Origin of the sequence: Bacillus sp. GMs2/2, from assembly GCF_050172095.1 — a bacterium.
GTDB classification, from domain to species: Bacteria; Bacillota; Bacilli; order Bacillales; family Bacillaceae_G; genus Bacillus_A; species Bacillus_A cereus.
Genome location: NZ_JBNLYE010000074.1, coordinates 1 through 17262, shown reverse-complemented (window position 1 = coordinate 17262; position 17262 = coordinate 1). Strand labels below are relative to the sequence as shown.

Sequence of the window (17262 nt, the reverse complement as noted above, 5' to 3'; positions counted from 1 at the left end):
ATACATTTCCAGAATATTTTGCTAAAATCAAAATTGTTAACATAGTGAAGATATCACCATGTTAACAAACATTCTTAGAGTATTTAGTCATAGTTCGTTTTTTTACATACTCCATTCATTTCATAGCAAATAAACCGAGTGTGTGTTGCATCCCCCACTAATGATTAAAAACTCAGAATAAAACGAAGTTCACACATTCAAGAAAATACGGGGTGAGGGCATATGAATCAACAAATTGAACAAACAGATTTAAAACGAACAATGAAAAGTAGACACCTATTTATGATTGCACTCGGCGGTGTTATCGGAACCGGGCTATTTATGGGATCTGGTCAAATTGTCCATAATGCCGGACCTGGTGGTGCTATTCTTGCATTTTTAGTCGGTGGATTTGTTATGTATTTAACGATGTTATGTCTTGGTGAATTATCCGTTGCTATGCCAGAAGCAGGTTCATTCCAAAGTTATGCAAGCAAATTCATTTCACCTGGTTTTGGATTTGTTGTCGGTTGGATGTATTGGTTAAATTGGGCTGTTACAGTTGGCGTGGAGTTAACAACTGTAAGTATTTTAATGAAACGCTGGTTTCCAGACGTTTCTTCATGGATTTGGTGCGTTACATTTGCAGCGGCCCTCTTCCTTGTAAACGCTTTATCAGCAAAAGCATATGCAGAAGCAGAGTTTTGGTTCGCAAGTGTAAAAGTCGCGACAATTGTTATTTTCATCGTGCTTGGTGGTGCTGTTATGTTCGGTCTACTAGACTTCAATGGAAAGCCAGCTCCAATGCTTCATAATTTCACTGAAAATGGCGGGCTATTTCCAAATGGTGCATTAGCTGTTCTTCTTACGATGATTACAGTAAATTACTCCTTCCAAGGAACAGAATTAATTGGAATCGCTTCAGGCGAAAGTGAAAATCCTGAAAAAACAATTCCAAAAGCAATTAAAAACACAATTTGGCGAACTCTCTTCTTCTTCGTCTTAGCGATATCAGTTGTTGTAGGTTTACTCCCATGGCAAGAGGCTAATCTAGTCGAAAGTCCCTTTGTACTTGTATTTGATGTAGCCGGTGTCCCATATGCAGCAGACATTATGAACTTTGTTATTATTACAGCTGTATTATCCGTTGCTAACTCTGGTCTATACGCAAATTCTCGTATGCTGTGGGCGATGGCAAAACAAGGAATGGCAAGTCCAGCATTTACGAAATTAACTAAAAAAGGTGTACCGCTAAATGCATTAATTTTCAGCCTGATTTTCGCTAGCCTGTCCTTACTAACAAGTGTATTTGCGGCAGATACTGTCTTTCTAGTTTTAACATCTATTGCAGCAATGGCTGCCGTTGTAGTTTGGATGTCAATCGCCGCTTCACAGTTTTTCTTCCGTAGAAATTTCGTGAAAAATGGTGGCGACATAAATGATTTAAAATATCGTACACCGCTCTATCCACTCGTTCCAATCGTAGCGTTCTCGCTCAATTTCATTACATTTGTTAGTTTGGCTTTCATTCCAGATCAAAGAATTGCTCTTTATTGCGGCATTCCATTTATGATTATTTGTTACATTTTATACCAAGTTAAATATAAAAAAATTGTCACACTTGAACAGCCACGAACTGTCACACAAGAAATAAACTAAATATACAAAATATTCAGCTATCTTTCTTATCATAAGATAGCTTTTTTCTATTTCTTGGATATCCTGGTATAACTTTATTTATCTTAAAATTTTCACAATCACGTTTTTCTCTGGAAAATAGTTTACAATGTAATCAAGTTACAAATGATATTCACCTTAAAAAGTGTGCATTTGTGTCTATTTTTTAACAATATATCAAAAACTATTGCCTTCTATAAATTAATAGGTTTATATTGTTTTATTGGCATAGTTTCAATCCAAGGAGAAAGGAGATTTTCAATCGTGCAACTAAAGAAAGCGTTTTGGAAGTTGGCTTCGCTTCTTCCGTTATCATTACTTCTGTTCCTCGGTGGCTGTGATAAAAAACTCGCAGTATTAAATCCGCAAGGACCTGTTGCAAAAGCACAGTATGATTTAATTGTTTGGTCATTCTTGCTTATGTCATTAATTATCGCAATTGTATTCATCTTGTTTACAGTCATCTTGATTCGTTATCGTGAAAAACCAGAGAATATGGACTATGAGCCACCTGAACAACACGGTAACACATTATTAGAAATCATTTGGACGCTTGTTCCTGTTATTATCGTTATCGCATTATCGATTCCAACAGTAAAAGCAACTTATGCTTCGGAAGAGGTTCCGAAAGAGTCCGAACATATTAAACCAGTGGAGATTTATGTTACATCTGCAAACTGGAAATGGTTATTCAGTTATCCAGAGGAAAAAATTGAAACCGTTAACTATTTAAACATCCCAGCTGGTGTACCAATTCAATTCAAACTGACTTCTGTCGGCCCAATGAATGCTTTCTGGGTACCAGAACTTGGTGGTATGAAGTACACTATGGATGGCATGATTATGGACCTTTATTTACAAGCTGATAAGCCAGGTTCTTACCTAGGCCGTAGCGCGAACTTCTCTGGTGAAGGATTCACTCACATGGAGTTCGAAGTTGAAGCAAAAACTAAAGAGAAGTATGACAAGTGGGTTAAAGAAGTACAAGAAACTGCTCCTAAACTAACAGAAGCTAAGTACAACGAAATTGTTAAACCTGGTGTAGTTGGTCGTATGACATTCTCTAGTCACCACTTAAGTTATGTTGATCCAAAATCACTTGAATATTGTGATTACAACTACTACAAAAACAAAAAATAATAGCTATAATTCCAACAGATTGGAGTGAACACAGTGAAGCTTGATGAATTCTTTGTCACAGGTGACCCGATTATTTACGGTGCAGACGCTTCTATCGTTCTTGTGACATTAGCAATCATTTTCGTACTAACAAAGTATAAAAAATGGAAATGGCTTTGGGACGAATGGTTAACAACTGTTGACCATAAAAAGATTGGGGTCATGTATATTATCTCTGCGGTTATTATGTTATTCCGTGGTGGTATGGACGGTTTAATGATCCGTGCACAGTTAACATTCCCAGAAACAACTTATTTAAATGCTGAACACTATAACGGAATCTTTACAACACACGGTACAGTTATGATTCTTTTCATGGCGATGCCATTCGTTATGGGATTAATGAACCTTGTAGTACCATTACAAATTGGTGCTCGTGACGTTGCATATCCGTTCTTAAATGCTTTAAGTTTCTGGTTATTCTTTGTCGGAGCAATGTTATTCAACATCGCTTTCGTAATCGGTGGTTCTCCAGACGCTGGGTGGACTTCTTACTTCCCAATGGCAGGTACAGAGTTTACTTCTGGTGTAGGAAATAACTACTACGCAATTGCATTACAGATTTCAGGTCTCGGTACGTTAATGACAGGTATTAACTTCCTTGTTACTATCTTAAAAATGCGTACACCTGGTATGACTTTAATGAGAATGCCAATGTTTACTTGGTCAATCTTAATTACAACAATTATCATTATTTTCGCTTTCCCAGTATTAACAGTTGCTCTTGCATTAATGACATTTGACCGTCTATTCGATGCTCACTTCTTTACGATGGCGAGCGGCGGTATGCCAATGTTATGGGCCAACCTATTCTGGGTATGGGGTCACCCTGAAGTATATATCGTTATTTTACCGGCATTCGGTATTTTCTCTGAAATCATTAGTACATTCTCACGTAAACGTCTATTCGGTTACAGTGCGATGGTATACTCAATGGTTGCAATTTCTTTACTAAGTTTCGTCGTATGGCTTCACCACTTCTTCACGATGGGTGCAGGTCCAGCGGTTAACTCATTCTTCTCGATTTCGACAATGGCGATTTCGATTCCAACCGGTGTTAAGATCTTTAACTGGTTGTTTACACTGTATAAAGGACGTATTCGTTTTACAGTTCCAATGCTTTGGTCATTGGCATTTATTCCAAACTTCGTAGTCGGTGGGGTTACAGGGGTTATGCTTGGTATGGCAGCAGCTGATTATCAGTACCATAACAGCTACTTCCTAATCGCTCACTTCCACTACGTATTAATCGCAGGTACAGTATTCGCTATGCTTGCTGGATTCACATTCTGGTATCCAAAAATGACTGGTCATATGTTAAATGAACGCCTAGGTAAATGGACATTCTGGATCTTTATGAGCGGATTCAACATCTGTTTCTTCCCAATGTACTTCTTAGGTTTAGACGGTATGACTCGTCGTATGTACACTTACTCTGAAAGTCTTGGATGGGGATGGCTAAACCAAATCGCATCTGTTGGTGCGGTAATGATGGGTATCGGCTTCCTACTTCTTTGCTACAACGTAATTTGGAGTGCACGTCACGGTGAACGTGACACAACTGGAGATCCATGGGATGGTCGTACACTTGAATGGGCAACTCACTCTCCTGTACAACATTACAACTTCGCGAAGCTTCCTGAAATTAAAGAAGCTGATGCTTTCTGGTACATGAAAAAACGCGGAGAAACAGTTACACCAGCAGCAGAAGATATCAAACCAATTCACATGCCAAGTAACTCTGGTGTGCCTATTATTGCGTCTGGATTCTTCGGTCTTGCAGGTTTCGCATTAGTATTTAGCTGGTTCTGGCTTGCAGCAATCGGTGGAGTTGGTATTTTAGCTTGCTTAATCTATCGTTCATTCGATTATGATGAAGGTTACTATATCAGTGTTGATGAAATTAAAAAAACAGAACATATAGCATGAGAGGTGAAATGACATGGCGGCTTTAGATAAAAGCTTACCTTTGGAATATCAATCCGAACAAAGCAGATTGAATATCCTAGGATTCTGGATTTTTCTTGGGGCTGAAATTATGCTGTTCGCAACACTTTTCGCCTCTTATCTAGTCCTTGCTGGTCGTACGGCAGATGGCCCAACACCAGCGCAATTGTTTGAACTTAAAACGCTTTTAATTCAAACATTACTACTTTTAACAAGTAGTTTTACATGCGGTATCGTAATTCATGAAATGCGTAAGCATAACCAAAAAGCGATGCTTGGATGGTTCGTCCTTACATTACTTTTAGGTGCAGGTTTCCTATTCTTTGAGATCGAAGAGTTCATTATGTACATTGGTGAAGGCGCAACAATTCAAACAAGTGCTTTCTTATCTGGATTCTTCGTTCTTCTTGGAACGCACGGAGCTCACGTAACAGGCGGTATCATTTGGGCAACTTGTGTTATTATCCAAATTTTAAAACGAGGTTTAACACCAGTTACAGCTCGTAAAGTATTCATTATCAGCTTATACTGGCATTTCCTTGATCTAGTTTGGGTCTTTATTTACACACTAGTTTACTTGAACGGGATGGTGGCGTAAATGGCTCAAAACAACAATCAAGCAAACGGGCATGCGCATAGCGGATTCCCTTGGTCACACGTTTTCGGATTTATTTTATCGCTTGCATTAACGTTTCTAGCGTTATACGTGGCACTTTACACAACATTGCCACTTTCAACAGTCTTAACAACTATTATCATAATGGCTGTTGCGCAAGCATTGTTACAATTAATTATGTTCATGCATTTAAAAGAAGGAGAAGGAAGAGTTCAAATTCTTACAATGATATACAGTTTCTTCGTTGCAACTGCAACAGTTGGTTTAACTGTATGGATCTTCTTCTCAATGTAATGTACATGAAAAAGACTGCTGAGATTCCTCAGCAGTCTTTTTTTTATTCCCTCCCCTATTACATCCACATTACGGAATTAACAACAGAATCATGAAAAATATACTTATTATGACAAATGTTAAGAAAAATCTTTCTTTATGAAATCGAATCCATATGCGTTGCTTTTCTACCTATTATATGGCTAAATAGGTACTATATTTATTTGAAGGGAGAGAACGCAATGGAACATCATACTTCTGTTCTATCACTTATGGTTGTCGTTGCAATCGCGTTTTTCGTTCCCCTTTTGTTACAACGCTTTAAATTAAAAGCACTTCCTGTTGTCGTTGCAGAAATTATTGCAGGAATCTTTGTAGGTAAAAGTGGGTTTAATATTATTGAGCCAGATATATGGCTTCAAGTTTTATCAACATTAGGATTTATCTTCCTCATGTTCTTAAGCGGTTTAGAAATTGATTTTTCTATCTTTAAACAAAAAGGGAAAAAAAATACGACAAACGAGCCAAATACATTTCAAGTAGCAAGCATTATCTTCTTATTTATTTTCATCTTATCTTATGCCCTATCATTACTATTCGTATGGCTAGGATTTGTAGATAATGCAATGTTCATGACTTTAATTATTTCAACTATTTCTTTAGGTGTTGTTGTACCAACATTAAAAGAAAACAACCTAGGAAAAACTGCAATCGGACAAATCATTTTATTAGTTGCTGTTATCGCAGACTTAGTTACAATGATTTTACTCGCTGTTTTCGTCGGATTAAATTCCGAAAGCGGTCAAAGTATGTGGCTCTTACTTATTCTATTCGGTGCCGGTATTGTCATTTACTTTATTGCAAAACGCTTTAAAAACATTCCATACTTAGATAGTTTAAAAGCTGGTAGTGTACAAATTGATACACGAGCTGTTTTTGCACTCATTTTAATCTTAGTTGGGTTATCGGAATCTGTTGGAGCAGAAAATATTTTAGGTGCCTTCTTAGCAGGTGTACTTGTATCGTTATTATCACCAAATGAAGATATGGTGGAAAAACTTGATTCTATCGGCTATGGTTTCTTCATCCCTATTTTCTTCGTAATGGTTGGTGTAAATCTAGAGGTGTGGTCTATTTTCAAAGAACCTTCTAGCATGCTAATGATTCCAATCTTAATTGTAGGACTCTTTATTTCGAAACTCTTACCATCACTCGTCTTAAGAAAATGGTATCCACGTAATATCGTACTTGGAAGTGCAATCTTATTAACATCGACACTTTCTTTAGTTATTGCGGCTGCACAAATTGGTGAAAAACTGGAGATCATCAGTCCAAGTTTATCTGCCTCTCTTATTTTAAGCGCAGTTATTACTTGTATTTTTGCACCTATATTGTTTAAAAAAATGTTCCCAAAAGTAGAAACACCAAAACCAAAAGTAGCTATTATTGGCGCGAGCAGAATTACCCTTCCGTTATCGCTAGATTTAAAACGAGAAGATTATGACGTAACGCTATATATGATGCGTCAAAACAAAATAAATGATGAAGAAGCGAAATCACATGACTTCCCTATCGTGAAATTAGATGACATCACAATCGCATCATTAACTGAACAAACAGCATTTGATGCAGATCGCGTCGTTGTTGCAACAAGCGATGATGAACAAAACTTATTATTGGCAGAACATGCAAAAGAGCTAGGTGTTGAACATGTTATTGCAAGTGTAGAAGATCCACTTCTACAAGAAAAAGCAACGCAAGAACATATCGCTGTATTCTCAACAATTAACTCTACACGTATTTTATTACGTGCACTTATTGATAAACCTAGTCTCGTTCGCTTAATTACAACAGCAAACGAAACAGTACGTGAAGTTGAACTGCGCAGCAATAAATATAACGGCGTTGCGCTTCGCCGCCTCCCGTTTTTAGGTGATGTACTTGTCATTCAAATCTACCGCGGTAACAAAGCATTAATACCACATGGTGATACAAGACTACAACACGGTGACACATTACTTGTAACAGGTTCAAAAGAACATATCGATACACTAAAAAACATATTAGAGTAAAAAAATGCCCCTCACATAATTGAGGGGCATTTTTTTAACTTCATATGGTAAAATGTTACTATCACATATTATGAGGATGGATCACATTATGTCTATTGTAACTTTAGCTCTTTTATTATTAGCAGAAATACTCGTTGCCATTATTCTCATCGGTGTTAGTATTGAGATTTGTAGTTACGGATGGAAAAAATCGAATGGAATAAAATATTCTTGCCTCCTACTTTCACTCCTTCTCGGAACTGCTAGCATACTCGGACTTCTCGCCGCACCTGCTTATTTCTTTATACAATTAACAGAAAAGGCCTTATAAGAAAGGATGTTAATATGATTATCGTGAAAAATATTGAGGGATCTGAAACTTACGTATTACGTCAAAAAATTTTACGCCCCAATCAAACATTAGCAGATTGTAAATATCCTTCCGATTATGAAACAGACACCTTCCACTTAGGCGCATTTATAAACGATGAACTAATTAGTATCGCTTCCTTCTCAAAAGAAATATACCCTGACCTACCAGCCGGTATTCATTATCGTCTACGAGGAATGGCCACATTACCTGAGTTTCGAAACAACCACGCTGGAAGCTCCTTAATTCAGAATGCAGAACAAATCTTACAAGAGCGTCAAGCAAATATGTTATGGTGTAATGGCCGAATTACTGTAACTGACTATTACAAGCGATTAGGCTTTCAGGAGCATGGTGAAATTTTTGAAATTAAACCAATTGGCCTTCATAAAGTTTTGTATAAAAAGATATAAGAAAAGCTTTCCTCAATACGGGAAAGCCTTTCTTATATTTCAATCTTCTCTTTTTATTTTTTTCATATATATGTATATAAACAAACTAGGAACTAAAAAACAAGCAAACATAATAAGTCCTGTCATACTAATTTCCTTTATCGAAATATCTGGTGTTACAACGATACAAATAGCTAAAATCCCAATAATAATACCCACCGGAATGAATAATAGCTTCATAAAATAACGACGCGACACTCCGCCCGTATGCTCATACACTTCCACTGAATTTTTCAGATTTAAAAAGTTAATAATTATTATCCCGCCCATAAATACCATTAATAAATCCGAAACACTTTCATATCCTGCCCCTTGCAAGACATAGCGGTAAAAGACGATAGCTAGTATGACGATATTTTGTAAGATGAAAGCTAATCTAATATGTTTTAACCCTTCAATCATTAAACGTTCATCTTTCACGATTTTCATCCTACCACTCCTTTTCCTCCCAAAACAAATCATTCAACGTTTTATCTACTGCATAACAAATTTTTAAACATAAATCTAAAGATGGATTGTATTTCCCCTTCTCAATTAAACTAATCGTTTGCCTTGTAACGCCTACTTTTTCTGCTAATTGTTGCTGTGTTAAATCTAACTGAACACGCGCGACTTTTATTTTACTTACAGCCATTCATGTTCCTCCTTCACCCTTATTGTAATATATATTCCATTACGTAATTTATATTTTACGAAACCAATTAAGTTTTCACCTTATCTGAATTGGTGTGGGCTAATACACAGTGAGGACATCCCCTACTGCCTATAGTTTCACTTTATTATACACAAAAAGGGAGCCTCCCATAAGAAGGCCCTCTCCTATATTTATATTATAAGAATAAATGACATCCAAATAAGAATGCAAATAAGTATAGTAATGGATGTACTTCCATCCCTTTACCCTTCACAATTTTCAAGACTGGATATACTAAAAATCCAATTGCGATTCCATTTGCAATACTAGATGTTAACGGAATACCTATAAAAATTAAAAATGCTGGTAACGCATCTTCAAATTCATTCCAATTAATATCTCGAATGCTTTGCGCCATTAAACTACCTACTATAATTAATGAAGGAGCTGTAATAGCGGCTACACTTGATAGAGAAGCAATAACAGGACTAAAAAATGCCGTTATAATTGTTAGACCAACCACTACAATCCCTGTTAATCCAGTTTTACCACCTGCAGCAATACCTGCTGACGATTCAATCGTCGCTGCTGTTGGGCTTGTTCCAAAGATAGAACCTGTAGTCCCGCCAATTGCATCCGCAATAAACGCTTTACCAAAACGCTTCTCTGTATTGTCTGTAATTAAACCTGCTTGTTTAATTAAACCGAGTAATGCACCTGTTGTATCGAATAAAAGTACAAGTAAAAATGAAAATACAACGCCGTATAATCCGTATTCAATTACATCTGAAAAGGCATTGATTGGGTTTGAAACGATGATACCCTCTGGTAAATGAGGCATCGCCACAATTTTATCAGCAAACTTCAATTGCCCTGTAAAGAAGGCAATAATTCCTGTCACAATCATACTAATAAATAATGCACCGCTCACACGCAATGTCATTAATACCGCCGCTAATATTAAACCAATTAAAGTTAAAATAACAGCTGGAGAATGAAAATCACCAATCGTAACTAAATTAGACGGATGATCCACGATAATTCCAGAAAGGCGCAATCCAATAAAAGCAATAAATAGTCCAATTCCACCTGCAATTGCATGCTTTAAACTATCAGGAATTGCTAAAATTAACTTTTGCCTAAACGAAGTAAAAGATAATAAAAGAAAAATAATCCCCGTTACAAATACAGCTGAAAAGGCAACTACATATGTAATCCCTTCTGCCTTCTGTACAACAGAATAAGCAAAATATGCATTCATTCCCATAGCTGGAGCAATAACAATCGGGTAATTCGCGAAAATCGCCATACCTACTGTTCCAACAACGGTTGCAATAATTGTTGCTGTAAACGCTTGGTCAAATGGTACACCTGCATCAGATAATATTTTTGGATTGATGAAAAGAATATACGCAAATGTAAAAAAAGTTGTGATGCCAGCTAAAAACTCTTGCTTCACAGAAGTGTTATATTTTTGTAATTGAAACATGCTTATGTACCCTTCCTACACCTGAATTATTATCACACATTCTTTTTCTTACTAGTATGCGAGAAAATATAATACTTAATCTTAACAATCAATAAAAAGAAGAGTCAATATATTCCCTAATAGTTCGAATTTTAAGTTTAAGTCTGACAAGTACAGATGTAGTACAGTTCATTATGATTATTTTTGTAGCATAACAGATAGAAATGTTTTATAATTTGAAATAGTTAAATATTTAGTAAACGCATTCAAATATCGTTCACTCTACAAGGGGGATTCTTCTTATGCAGCACACAAACAAATCTGGAACTTTAAATCGTGGTTTAAAAGAACGACATATTACTTTAATGTCACTGGGCTCAGCTATTGGCGTTGGGCTATTTTTAGGATCCGCTTCCGCCATTAAACTAGCAGGTCCTTCTATTTTGCTAGGCTATATGATTGCCGGTCTCGTTATTTTTTTCATTATGCGAGCGCTTGGGGAAATGGCAATTGAACAACCTGTTGCTGGTTCTTTTAGTAAATATGCATATGATTATATTGGACCACTCGCTGGTTATATTACTGGTTGGAATTACTGGTTCTTATGGGTTGTTACTTGTATGGCTGAAATTACAGCAGCTGGCATTTACATGCAGTACTGGTTCCCTGATATCCCGCGCTGGACTTGGGCATTACTTGCTCTATTATTAATGAGCGCTTTTAACTTCTTATCGGTAAAAGTATTTGGAGAACTTGAGTTTTGGTTTGCTCTCATTAAAATTGTCACAATTATCTGTATGATAGTGGTCGGAGCTGGTATTATTTTATTCGGATTCGGAAACGGTGGTATCGCTACTGGTATTTCAAATCTTTGGTCACATGGTGGCTGGTTCCCAAATGGATTTTCTGGGTTACTACTCTCCATGCAGATGGTACTATTCGCTTATTTAGGCGTTGAATTAATCGGTGTTACAGCTGGTGAGGCTCAAAATCCGAAGAAAACACTCGCAAAGGCAATTGATAACGTATTTTGGAGAATTCTACTCTTTTACGTTGGGGCATTATTCGTTATGATGGCAATTTATCCATGGAACGAACTTGGTGAGAAAGGCAGTCCATTTGTATTAACATTCCAGCAAATTGGTATCGCAAAAGCAGCAGGTATTATTAACTTTGTCGTATTAACAGCAGCTCTTTCTTCTTGTAACGGTGGTTTATTTAGTACAGGCCGTATGCTATATACATTAGCTCAGCAGAAAAAAGCTCCTGAAAGATTTGGTCGTTTAAATAAAAATGGCATTCCAAGCCAAGGAATTGTAGCAACTGCTATCGTTTTACTCATTGGTGTTATATTAAACTATCTCGTACCTGCAAAGGTATTTACATGGCTTACTAGCATTTCAACTTTTGGTGCAATTTGGACTTGGGGCATTATATTAGTCGCTCAAATTAAATTCCGTAAAAGCTTGCCTACTCAAAATAAACAAAAGTTATCATATAAAATGCCTTTATACCCATTAAGCTCATATTTCTCACTTGCCTTCCTTGCACTAGTCTTATGTATAATGGCGTATTCAGAAGATACACGAATTGCATTGATTGTCGGCCCAATTTGGCTTATCGGCTTAGCAATCGTATATTACATGAAAGGGTTTCATAAGATTGATGAAACACCTAACTCAAAAATTAGTTAAGCAAAACATCCCTTCCTTATTACTTGGAAGGGATGTTTTTATATCTATATAAATATTTCTCAACAAAATTCACGGTATTTTTACAATTTTTTAATATTTTTTATGTTTTCCGTCTTTATTTTTACAGAAAAATAAATTACATTATTAAAGCACATATATTTATTATTAGGGGGATTCTTCTATGAAGAATAAAAAATGGATTACATTTTCTTTAGCAACAGCAATTACACTAAGTATAGGGACCTCGTTCATACCGTCTACTTATGCCGAAAGCTCTGTAGACCCAGCTCCTGAAATCGCTGCAAAAGTTGTAAATCAAAACAATGGGAAGAAAGTATTATTTGATAATACACACGGTCAAACTGCTGGGACAGCTGACTGGGTTATTGACGGCGGCTTTTCTGACTTCGGAAACGGCATTGCAAAAAACGGATATCACGTAAAGGAACTTCGTAAATCAACACCTATTACGTACGAAGATTTAAAAGATTACAATGTATTTATCGTTCCAGAAGCTAATATTCCTTACAAAAAATCTGAGCAGGACGCTATGTTACAATATGTAAAAAATGGTGGTAGTATCTTCTTTATTGCTGATCATTACAATGCAGATCGTAATAAAAATCGCTGGGACTCTTCTGAAGTATTTAATGGATATAGACGCGGTGCTTGGGATAATCCAGCAAAAGGAATGTCTAATGAAGAAGCAAATTCACAAGCTATGCAAGGAGTAGAAAGCTCTGATTGGCTCTCTGACAACTTCGGTATTCGCTTCCGCTACAATGCACTTGGTGATGTTTCAGCGAAAACAATTGTATCACCTGAACAATCTTTCGGAATTACAAAAGGTGTTTCGTCTGTAGCAATGCATGCTGGTTCTACTCTAGCAATTACAAACCCAAAACTAGCAAAAGGACTTGTTTACCTTCCAGAAAATCCATCAAAATGGAATAACGCTGTTGATAGTGGCGTTTATAATGGCGGTGGTATTGCAGAAGGCCCATATGCTGCAATTGCAAAAGTAGGACTTGGAAAAGCTGCCTTTATTGGTGACTCTTCTCCTGTTGAAGATGCTACGCCAAAGTACGTTCGTGAAGATTCTGGCCAAACAAAGAAAACTTACGATGGTTATAAAGAAGAAAACGATGCTATCTTATTAGAAAACATCGTAAATTGGTTATCAAATAAAGAGACATTTACAAGTTTAGATCAAGTAAATGGTTTACAACTTGATTCACCTACAGCTCTACAGACATTTGAACAGCCAAGCTTATCAACAGAACCACAACCTGAACCTTGGGGTGCACCAAATGCAGGTTATCAATGGTTTAATACAAATACTTTCAAACCAGGTTCATACGGTTATAATGGTGCGGTAACAACAAGCGACTACGTCGTTACACACCCTAGCATTCTACCAAACAATGAAATTTTCCAAATGAAGATTCAAGTAAACAACTTACTACCTAATACAACTTATAACAACTATTCTTTAGGTATCTTCACTACTGGAGGAACACAAGTGGCTAAAGTACAAAATGCAAACGGCACTTGGCCATCTACTTTTGGATATAGCAGTGCATTTTCTTTCACAACAAACAGCTTAGGCTCTGCTGAGAAAGTTGTAAATGTACAGATTGATTCAAATACAATTGGACAAGCAACGCTTCGTCTACGCCAAAATACAACAACGAAATATAATGAAACTGTAACAATTAATAAGAAATAATAAAAAAGGCAATCCATACATGGATTGCCTTCTTCTCACTTCTCTTCCTTCGAGAAAAACATTCTTGAAATAACGATACCTATACTACCGACGATTAGGAATAACACTGCCCTAATCATCATCGATACCTCTGGTAAGTCAAGTAAGAATAACTTCCCTACCGTTACGACTAAAACGACTAAACCAGCATATAATATTTCATTCATATTTCTATTTCTTCCAAACCAAACCGCAAATAATGCATATACCATCCATAATAACGATACTGATACACTAATTACGCTTCCATCTGTAGATAAAACTTCACCGATTCTCGTAATTGTAATAAATACAATTATCATAAACCAATAGAGCACTATAGAATACATATATTTGCCGAAGCTCGCTAATACTTCTTTCGCTTCTCTCATGCAATAATAGAACGTTCCTATTAAAATAAGATGAGCAACAAAGCCTGCCGAAATAAATTGATCAAACGGGCTAAAAATAGTCTGTATCATTCCAATTGCGTAAACCGTCGCACTAACATACAATTTTATCTGTTGTTTTACTTTAATAGAAGTGACCATGCCGAGGAAACCTTGTAATAATAGTACAATCGCTGCATTCACTAAACTATACTCATATAAAATTGCTAAACTAAATGCTCCCATTGCGAAACCAAATAAGAGATTTGTAAATGTAGAATGTCTATTTTTCCTATATTCAAATACGAACATAGCGGCATGCACGATTGCACTAATAATTAATCCCCATGTTGTAAAATCAGGTATTTTTGAAATAGCTAGTATAAAGAACACTGCATTTGCACTAAATATCGCCAAACGTGGTTCTAGTATAAAACTTCTCTCCGTAAACATATGCCAAAATAATAGTAAATGAATCAAACCATATACAATCGTTAACTGTATTTGCAAGTTCTCTACTAACATTGACATAACAGCAAAGAAAACGAAAAGGACAATGGCAGCAACAGCGTAAGAAATCATATATAAGTATTTATAACGATTTTTCAACGCATACCATAATAAACTAAGTGTTAATACTGTCTCATATCCAAAGAAAATATAAGGATTAGGAGTCGTACTATTTAACAAGAATGGTACGAAGAACGCTCCGACCGCTACGAAAATAGTGAGATATTCCGATTGATATCTTTTCGCTAAATAAATACCTAAAATAACCCATGCAATATTACAGAGAAACGCGACACTTGCCGGAATAAATCCATATAAATAATGTGCTGCAAACGTTGTTAGAACAATCCCGGTAATACTTCCTCCAGCTAATACTAACCCTAACGCCTGCCGCTCTCTTTTAATTTGAATATCTCCTATATAATACAATCCGATAGATAATACGATACCAAACACAATTCGTATCGCTGGTGTTAATAAGCCAGCATCTACCCCTGCTTTAAATAACCAGATCACTCCAAGCAACATAATACCGACAAATACACGCGGTAACCATGTTTGACAAAACTTAATAATATTAAATGGCTCTGGTTTAAAAGCAGATATATCTACTTGTTTTACCTCACGTTCTTGCAAAGGCTCTTTTATCTTAACTATTTCTTCTTTTGGCTTTTCCTCCATTACCGTTTCAATATATTCTTTCTTGTTCTTACTAACATGTTGCTGAGCGTTTTCTACTTCTATTTCCCTTTGCTTCACTTTTAATTCAGCAAGTGCTTCTTGAATTGTTTCAATTGCCGTTTCGAGTGCTTCTATTTTCTTATCCAAATCCTTCTTCATACGCTCCCCCCTCATTTGTAACTCTCATTAAACCTATATATTACCAATTATCTTTATCATACTCTTAGTCTATTCATTTTCAATAGTATTTTTTCCAAAAAAGAAAGGCGTCTTCCAAAATCGGAAAACACCTTTTTACTCAGTTATTCTTATTTAAAACAATGCTAACGATGAAACCAAGACACATGCCTACAATAGCTGGAACAATCCACCCAACACCTTCTGTATAAAACGGAATGTATTTTAATGCTGACGTCCACTGATTCATCATTACATTTTTATTTAAAATATCAATTGCACTAAATATCGCTACAACCAAAACAGTTACTGCATATACGTATGCATACTTTCCAATATACTTATGGAATAACCCTAGAATAATAAGAGTTAATGCAATTGGATAAATAAATCCAAGAATTGGAACTGATACTTTTAAAATTTGCGTTAATCCTAAATTAGCTAAGATCATACTAACAACGCTTACTATAAATGCCCACACTTTATAAGATACTTTCGGAAATGCACTCGCAAAAAATTGACTACAAGACGTAACAAGTCCAATTGAAACACATAAACATGCGATAGTAAAAATAAGACCTAATAAAACGACTCCGCCCTGCCCAAATAATGTAGTCATAACTTGCGCTAACACTTTCGCACCGTTATCGAATGTTCCTAATGAGCCACTAATTGCCCCCACATATCCAAGGATGACATAAATAATCGATAATAATAATCCTGCCACAATGCCAGCAATACTCATATATTTCGCTAAACTTTTATCATCTTCAATACCTTTTGCACGTAATGCATTTGCAATAACAATTCCAAAGATTAAAGCAGCTAACGCATCCATTGTTAAATATCCATCTAAAAACCCTTGAAACATAGGAGCTTGTCCATAGTTCCCTATTGGTTCTTTCATATCTCCTACCGGTGTAAACATACTCTTTATAAAAATAAGTGCAATCATACATAATAATAACGGCGTCAATACTTTTCCAAACAATCCCATTAATTTAGATGGAGATAAACTTAACCAGTAAACAATACTAAAGAAAATAACTGTGTAAAACAACAATAGTCCGCTTCCTGCTTCAGGGAATAACTGACCTGGCCCCATTTCAAAAGCTAAACTTCCCGCACGTGGTATACCAAGCCCAGGTCCAATAAATACATACACGATACATGGAAAAATAATTGCAAATGAAGAATGAACCCTACCCGCTAACGTTTGAAAACTTCCTGCTTTTGCAATAGAGATAACACCTAATATAGGAAGACCTGTTGCTGATATAATAAACCCTACTAATGAAATCCAAACATGTTCTCCTGCTTCATACCCAAGGAAAGGTGGAAATATAAGATTCCCTGCTCCAAAGAACATAGAGAATAACATAAGGCTAATAAGTAAAATTTCTTTTTTCTGTAACAAT

The 17262-nt window shown here is 36.1% G+C and carries 15 protein-coding genes; 10 read left to right on the top strand and 5 right to left on the bottom strand.

Annotated elements, in window-relative coordinates; all coding sequences use genetic code 11:
- Positions 1-222: 222 nt before the first annotated feature.
- From ACQGS6_RS12265 to ACQGS6_RS12230, 8 genes are all read left to right on the top strand, one after another.
- Complete coding sequence (locus ACQGS6_RS12265; RefSeq protein WP_001075749.1) at positions 223-1638, top strand: amino acid permease; 1416 nt, start codon at positions 223-225, stop codon at positions 1636-1638.
- Positions 1639-1920: 282 nt separating this feature from the next.
- Positions 1921-2796: a cytochrome aa3 quinol oxidase subunit II gene (locus ACQGS6_RS12260; RefSeq protein WP_001176162.1), complete on the top strand. Its 876-nt coding sequence runs from the start codon at positions 1921-1923 to the stop codon at positions 2794-2796.
- Between the two features lie 33 nt (positions 2797-2829).
- Entirely contained in the window at positions 2830-4764 is a 1935-nt protein-coding gene (gene qoxB, locus ACQGS6_RS12255; protein WP_426965180.1) for a cytochrome aa3 quinol oxidase subunit I, read from the top strand.
- Positions 4765-4777: 13 nt separating this feature from the next.
- Positions 4778-5380, top strand: a complete 603-nt coding sequence (qoxC, locus tag ACQGS6_RS12250) for a cytochrome aa3 quinol oxidase subunit III (protein WP_000729318.1) — start codon at positions 4778-4780, stop codon at positions 5378-5380.
- Entirely contained in the window at positions 5381-5692 is a 312-nt protein-coding gene (gene qoxD, locus ACQGS6_RS12245; RefSeq protein ID WP_000068425.1) for a cytochrome aa3 quinol oxidase subunit IV, read from the top strand.
- 221 nt (positions 5693-5913) lie between these two features.
- Positions 5914-7743, top strand: coding sequence for a monovalent cation:proton antiporter family protein (locus ACQGS6_RS12240; protein WP_000399972.1), 1830 nt, complete (start codon positions 5914-5916; stop codon positions 7741-7743).
- A 52-nt stretch (positions 7744-7795) separates the two neighbouring features.
- On the top strand, positions 7796-8053 hold the full coding sequence (locus tag ACQGS6_RS12235; RefSeq protein ID WP_044129536.1) for a DUF4022 family protein: 258 nt from the start codon (positions 7796-7798) through the stop codon (positions 8051-8053).
- 14 nt (positions 8054-8067) lie between these two features.
- Positions 8068-8505 (top strand): GNAT family N-acetyltransferase, encoded by a 438-nt coding sequence (locus tag ACQGS6_RS12230; protein ID WP_000587681.1) that lies wholly within the window; start codon positions 8068-8070, stop codon positions 8503-8505.
- Between the two features lie 39 nt (positions 8506-8544).
- On the opposite strand, the gene ACQGS6_RS12225 is transcribed toward ACQGS6_RS12230, so the two are convergent.
- The 3 genes from ACQGS6_RS12225 to ACQGS6_RS12215 all read right to left on the bottom strand — a co-directional run bounded on the left by ACQGS6_RS12225 (position 8545) and on the right by ACQGS6_RS12215 (position 10667).
- A complete protein-coding gene (locus ACQGS6_RS12225) occupies positions 8545-8973 on the bottom strand; it encodes a hypothetical protein (protein ID WP_000706629.1) in 429 nt (142 codons plus the stop codon).
- A 1-nt stretch (position 8974) separates the two neighbouring features.
- On the bottom strand, positions 8975-9178 hold the full coding sequence (locus tag ACQGS6_RS12220) for a helix-turn-helix transcriptional regulator (protein WP_000301183.1): 204 nt from the start codon (positions 9176-9178) through the stop codon (positions 8975-8977).
- 196 nt (positions 9179-9374) lie between these two features.
- Positions 9375-10667, bottom strand: coding sequence for an NCS2 family permease (locus ACQGS6_RS12215; protein ID WP_426965179.1), 1293 nt, complete (start codon positions 10665-10667; stop codon positions 9375-9377).
- Between the two features lie 281 nt (positions 10668-10948).
- Between ACQGS6_RS12215 and ACQGS6_RS12210 the strand changes: the two genes are divergently transcribed.
- A complete protein-coding gene (locus ACQGS6_RS12210) occupies positions 10949-12340 on the top strand; it encodes an amino acid permease (protein WP_001164895.1) in 1392 nt (463 codons plus the stop codon).
- A gap of 181 nt (positions 12341-12521) precedes the next feature.
- The gene (locus ACQGS6_RS12205) at positions 12522-14069 is read left to right on the top strand and encodes a DNA-binding protein (RefSeq protein ID WP_000791508.1); all 1548 of its coding nucleotides are present in this window, start codon (positions 12522-12524) and stop codon (positions 14067-14069) included.
- Positions 14070-14104: 35 nt separating this feature from the next.
- On the opposite strand, the gene ACQGS6_RS12200 is transcribed toward ACQGS6_RS12205, so the two are convergent.
- Positions 14105-15826, bottom strand: coding sequence for a DUF2339 domain-containing protein (locus ACQGS6_RS12200; protein WP_000710924.1), 1722 nt, complete (start codon positions 15824-15826; stop codon positions 14105-14107).
- 139 nt (positions 15827-15965) lie between these two features.
- The gene (brnQ1, locus tag ACQGS6_RS12195; protein ID WP_426965178.1) at positions 15966-17261 is read right to left on the bottom strand and encodes a branched-chain amino acid transport system II carrier protein BrnQ1; all 1296 of its coding nucleotides are present in this window, start codon (positions 17259-17261) and stop codon (positions 15966-15968) included.
- Between the last annotated feature and the right edge of the window lies 1 nt (position 17262).

Bases quoted from the DNA above. Each gene is read 5' to 3' on its own strand.
- ACQGS6_RS12215 (WP_426965179.1), bottom strand. From the start codon at position 10,667: ATGTTTCAATTACAAAAATATAACACTTCTGTGAAGCAAGAGTTTTTA.
- qoxC (WP_000729318.1), top strand. From the start codon at position 4,778: ATGGCGGCTTTAGATAAAAGCTTACCTTTGGAATATCAATCCGAACAA.
- ACQGS6_RS12265 (WP_001075749.1), top strand. From the start codon at position 223: ATGAATCAACAAATTGAACAAACAGATTTAAAACGAACAATGAAAAGT.
- qoxD (WP_000068425.1), top strand. From the start codon at position 5,381: ATGGCTCAAAACAACAATCAAGCAAACGGGCATGCGCATAGCGGATTC.
- ACQGS6_RS12230 (WP_000587681.1), top strand. From the start codon at position 8,068: ATGATTATCGTGAAAAATATTGAGGGATCTGAAACTTACGTATTACGT.
- ACQGS6_RS12235 (WP_044129536.1), top strand. From the start codon at position 7,796: ATGTTACTATCACATATTATGAGGATGGATCACATTATGTCTATTGTA.
- ACQGS6_RS12210 (WP_001164895.1), top strand. From the start codon at position 10,949: ATGCAGCACACAAACAAATCTGGAACTTTAAATCGTGGTTTAAAAGAA.
- ACQGS6_RS12225 (WP_000706629.1), bottom strand. From the start codon at position 8,973: ATGAAAATCGTGAAAGATGAACGTTTAATGATTGAAGGGTTAAAACAT.
- ACQGS6_RS12220 (WP_000301183.1), bottom strand. From the start codon at position 9,178: ATGGCTGTAAGTAAAATAAAAGTCGCGCGTGTTCAGTTAGATTTAACA.
- ACQGS6_RS12205 (WP_000791508.1), top strand. From the start codon at position 12,522: ATGAAGAATAAAAAATGGATTACATTTTCTTTAGCAACAGCAATTACA.
- ACQGS6_RS12200 (WP_000710924.1), bottom strand. From the start codon at position 15,826: ATGAAGAAGGATTTGGATAAGAAAATAGAAGCACTCGAAACGGCAATT.
- ACQGS6_RS12240 (WP_000399972.1), top strand. From the start codon at position 5,914: ATGGAACATCATACTTCTGTTCTATCACTTATGGTTGTCGTTGCAATC.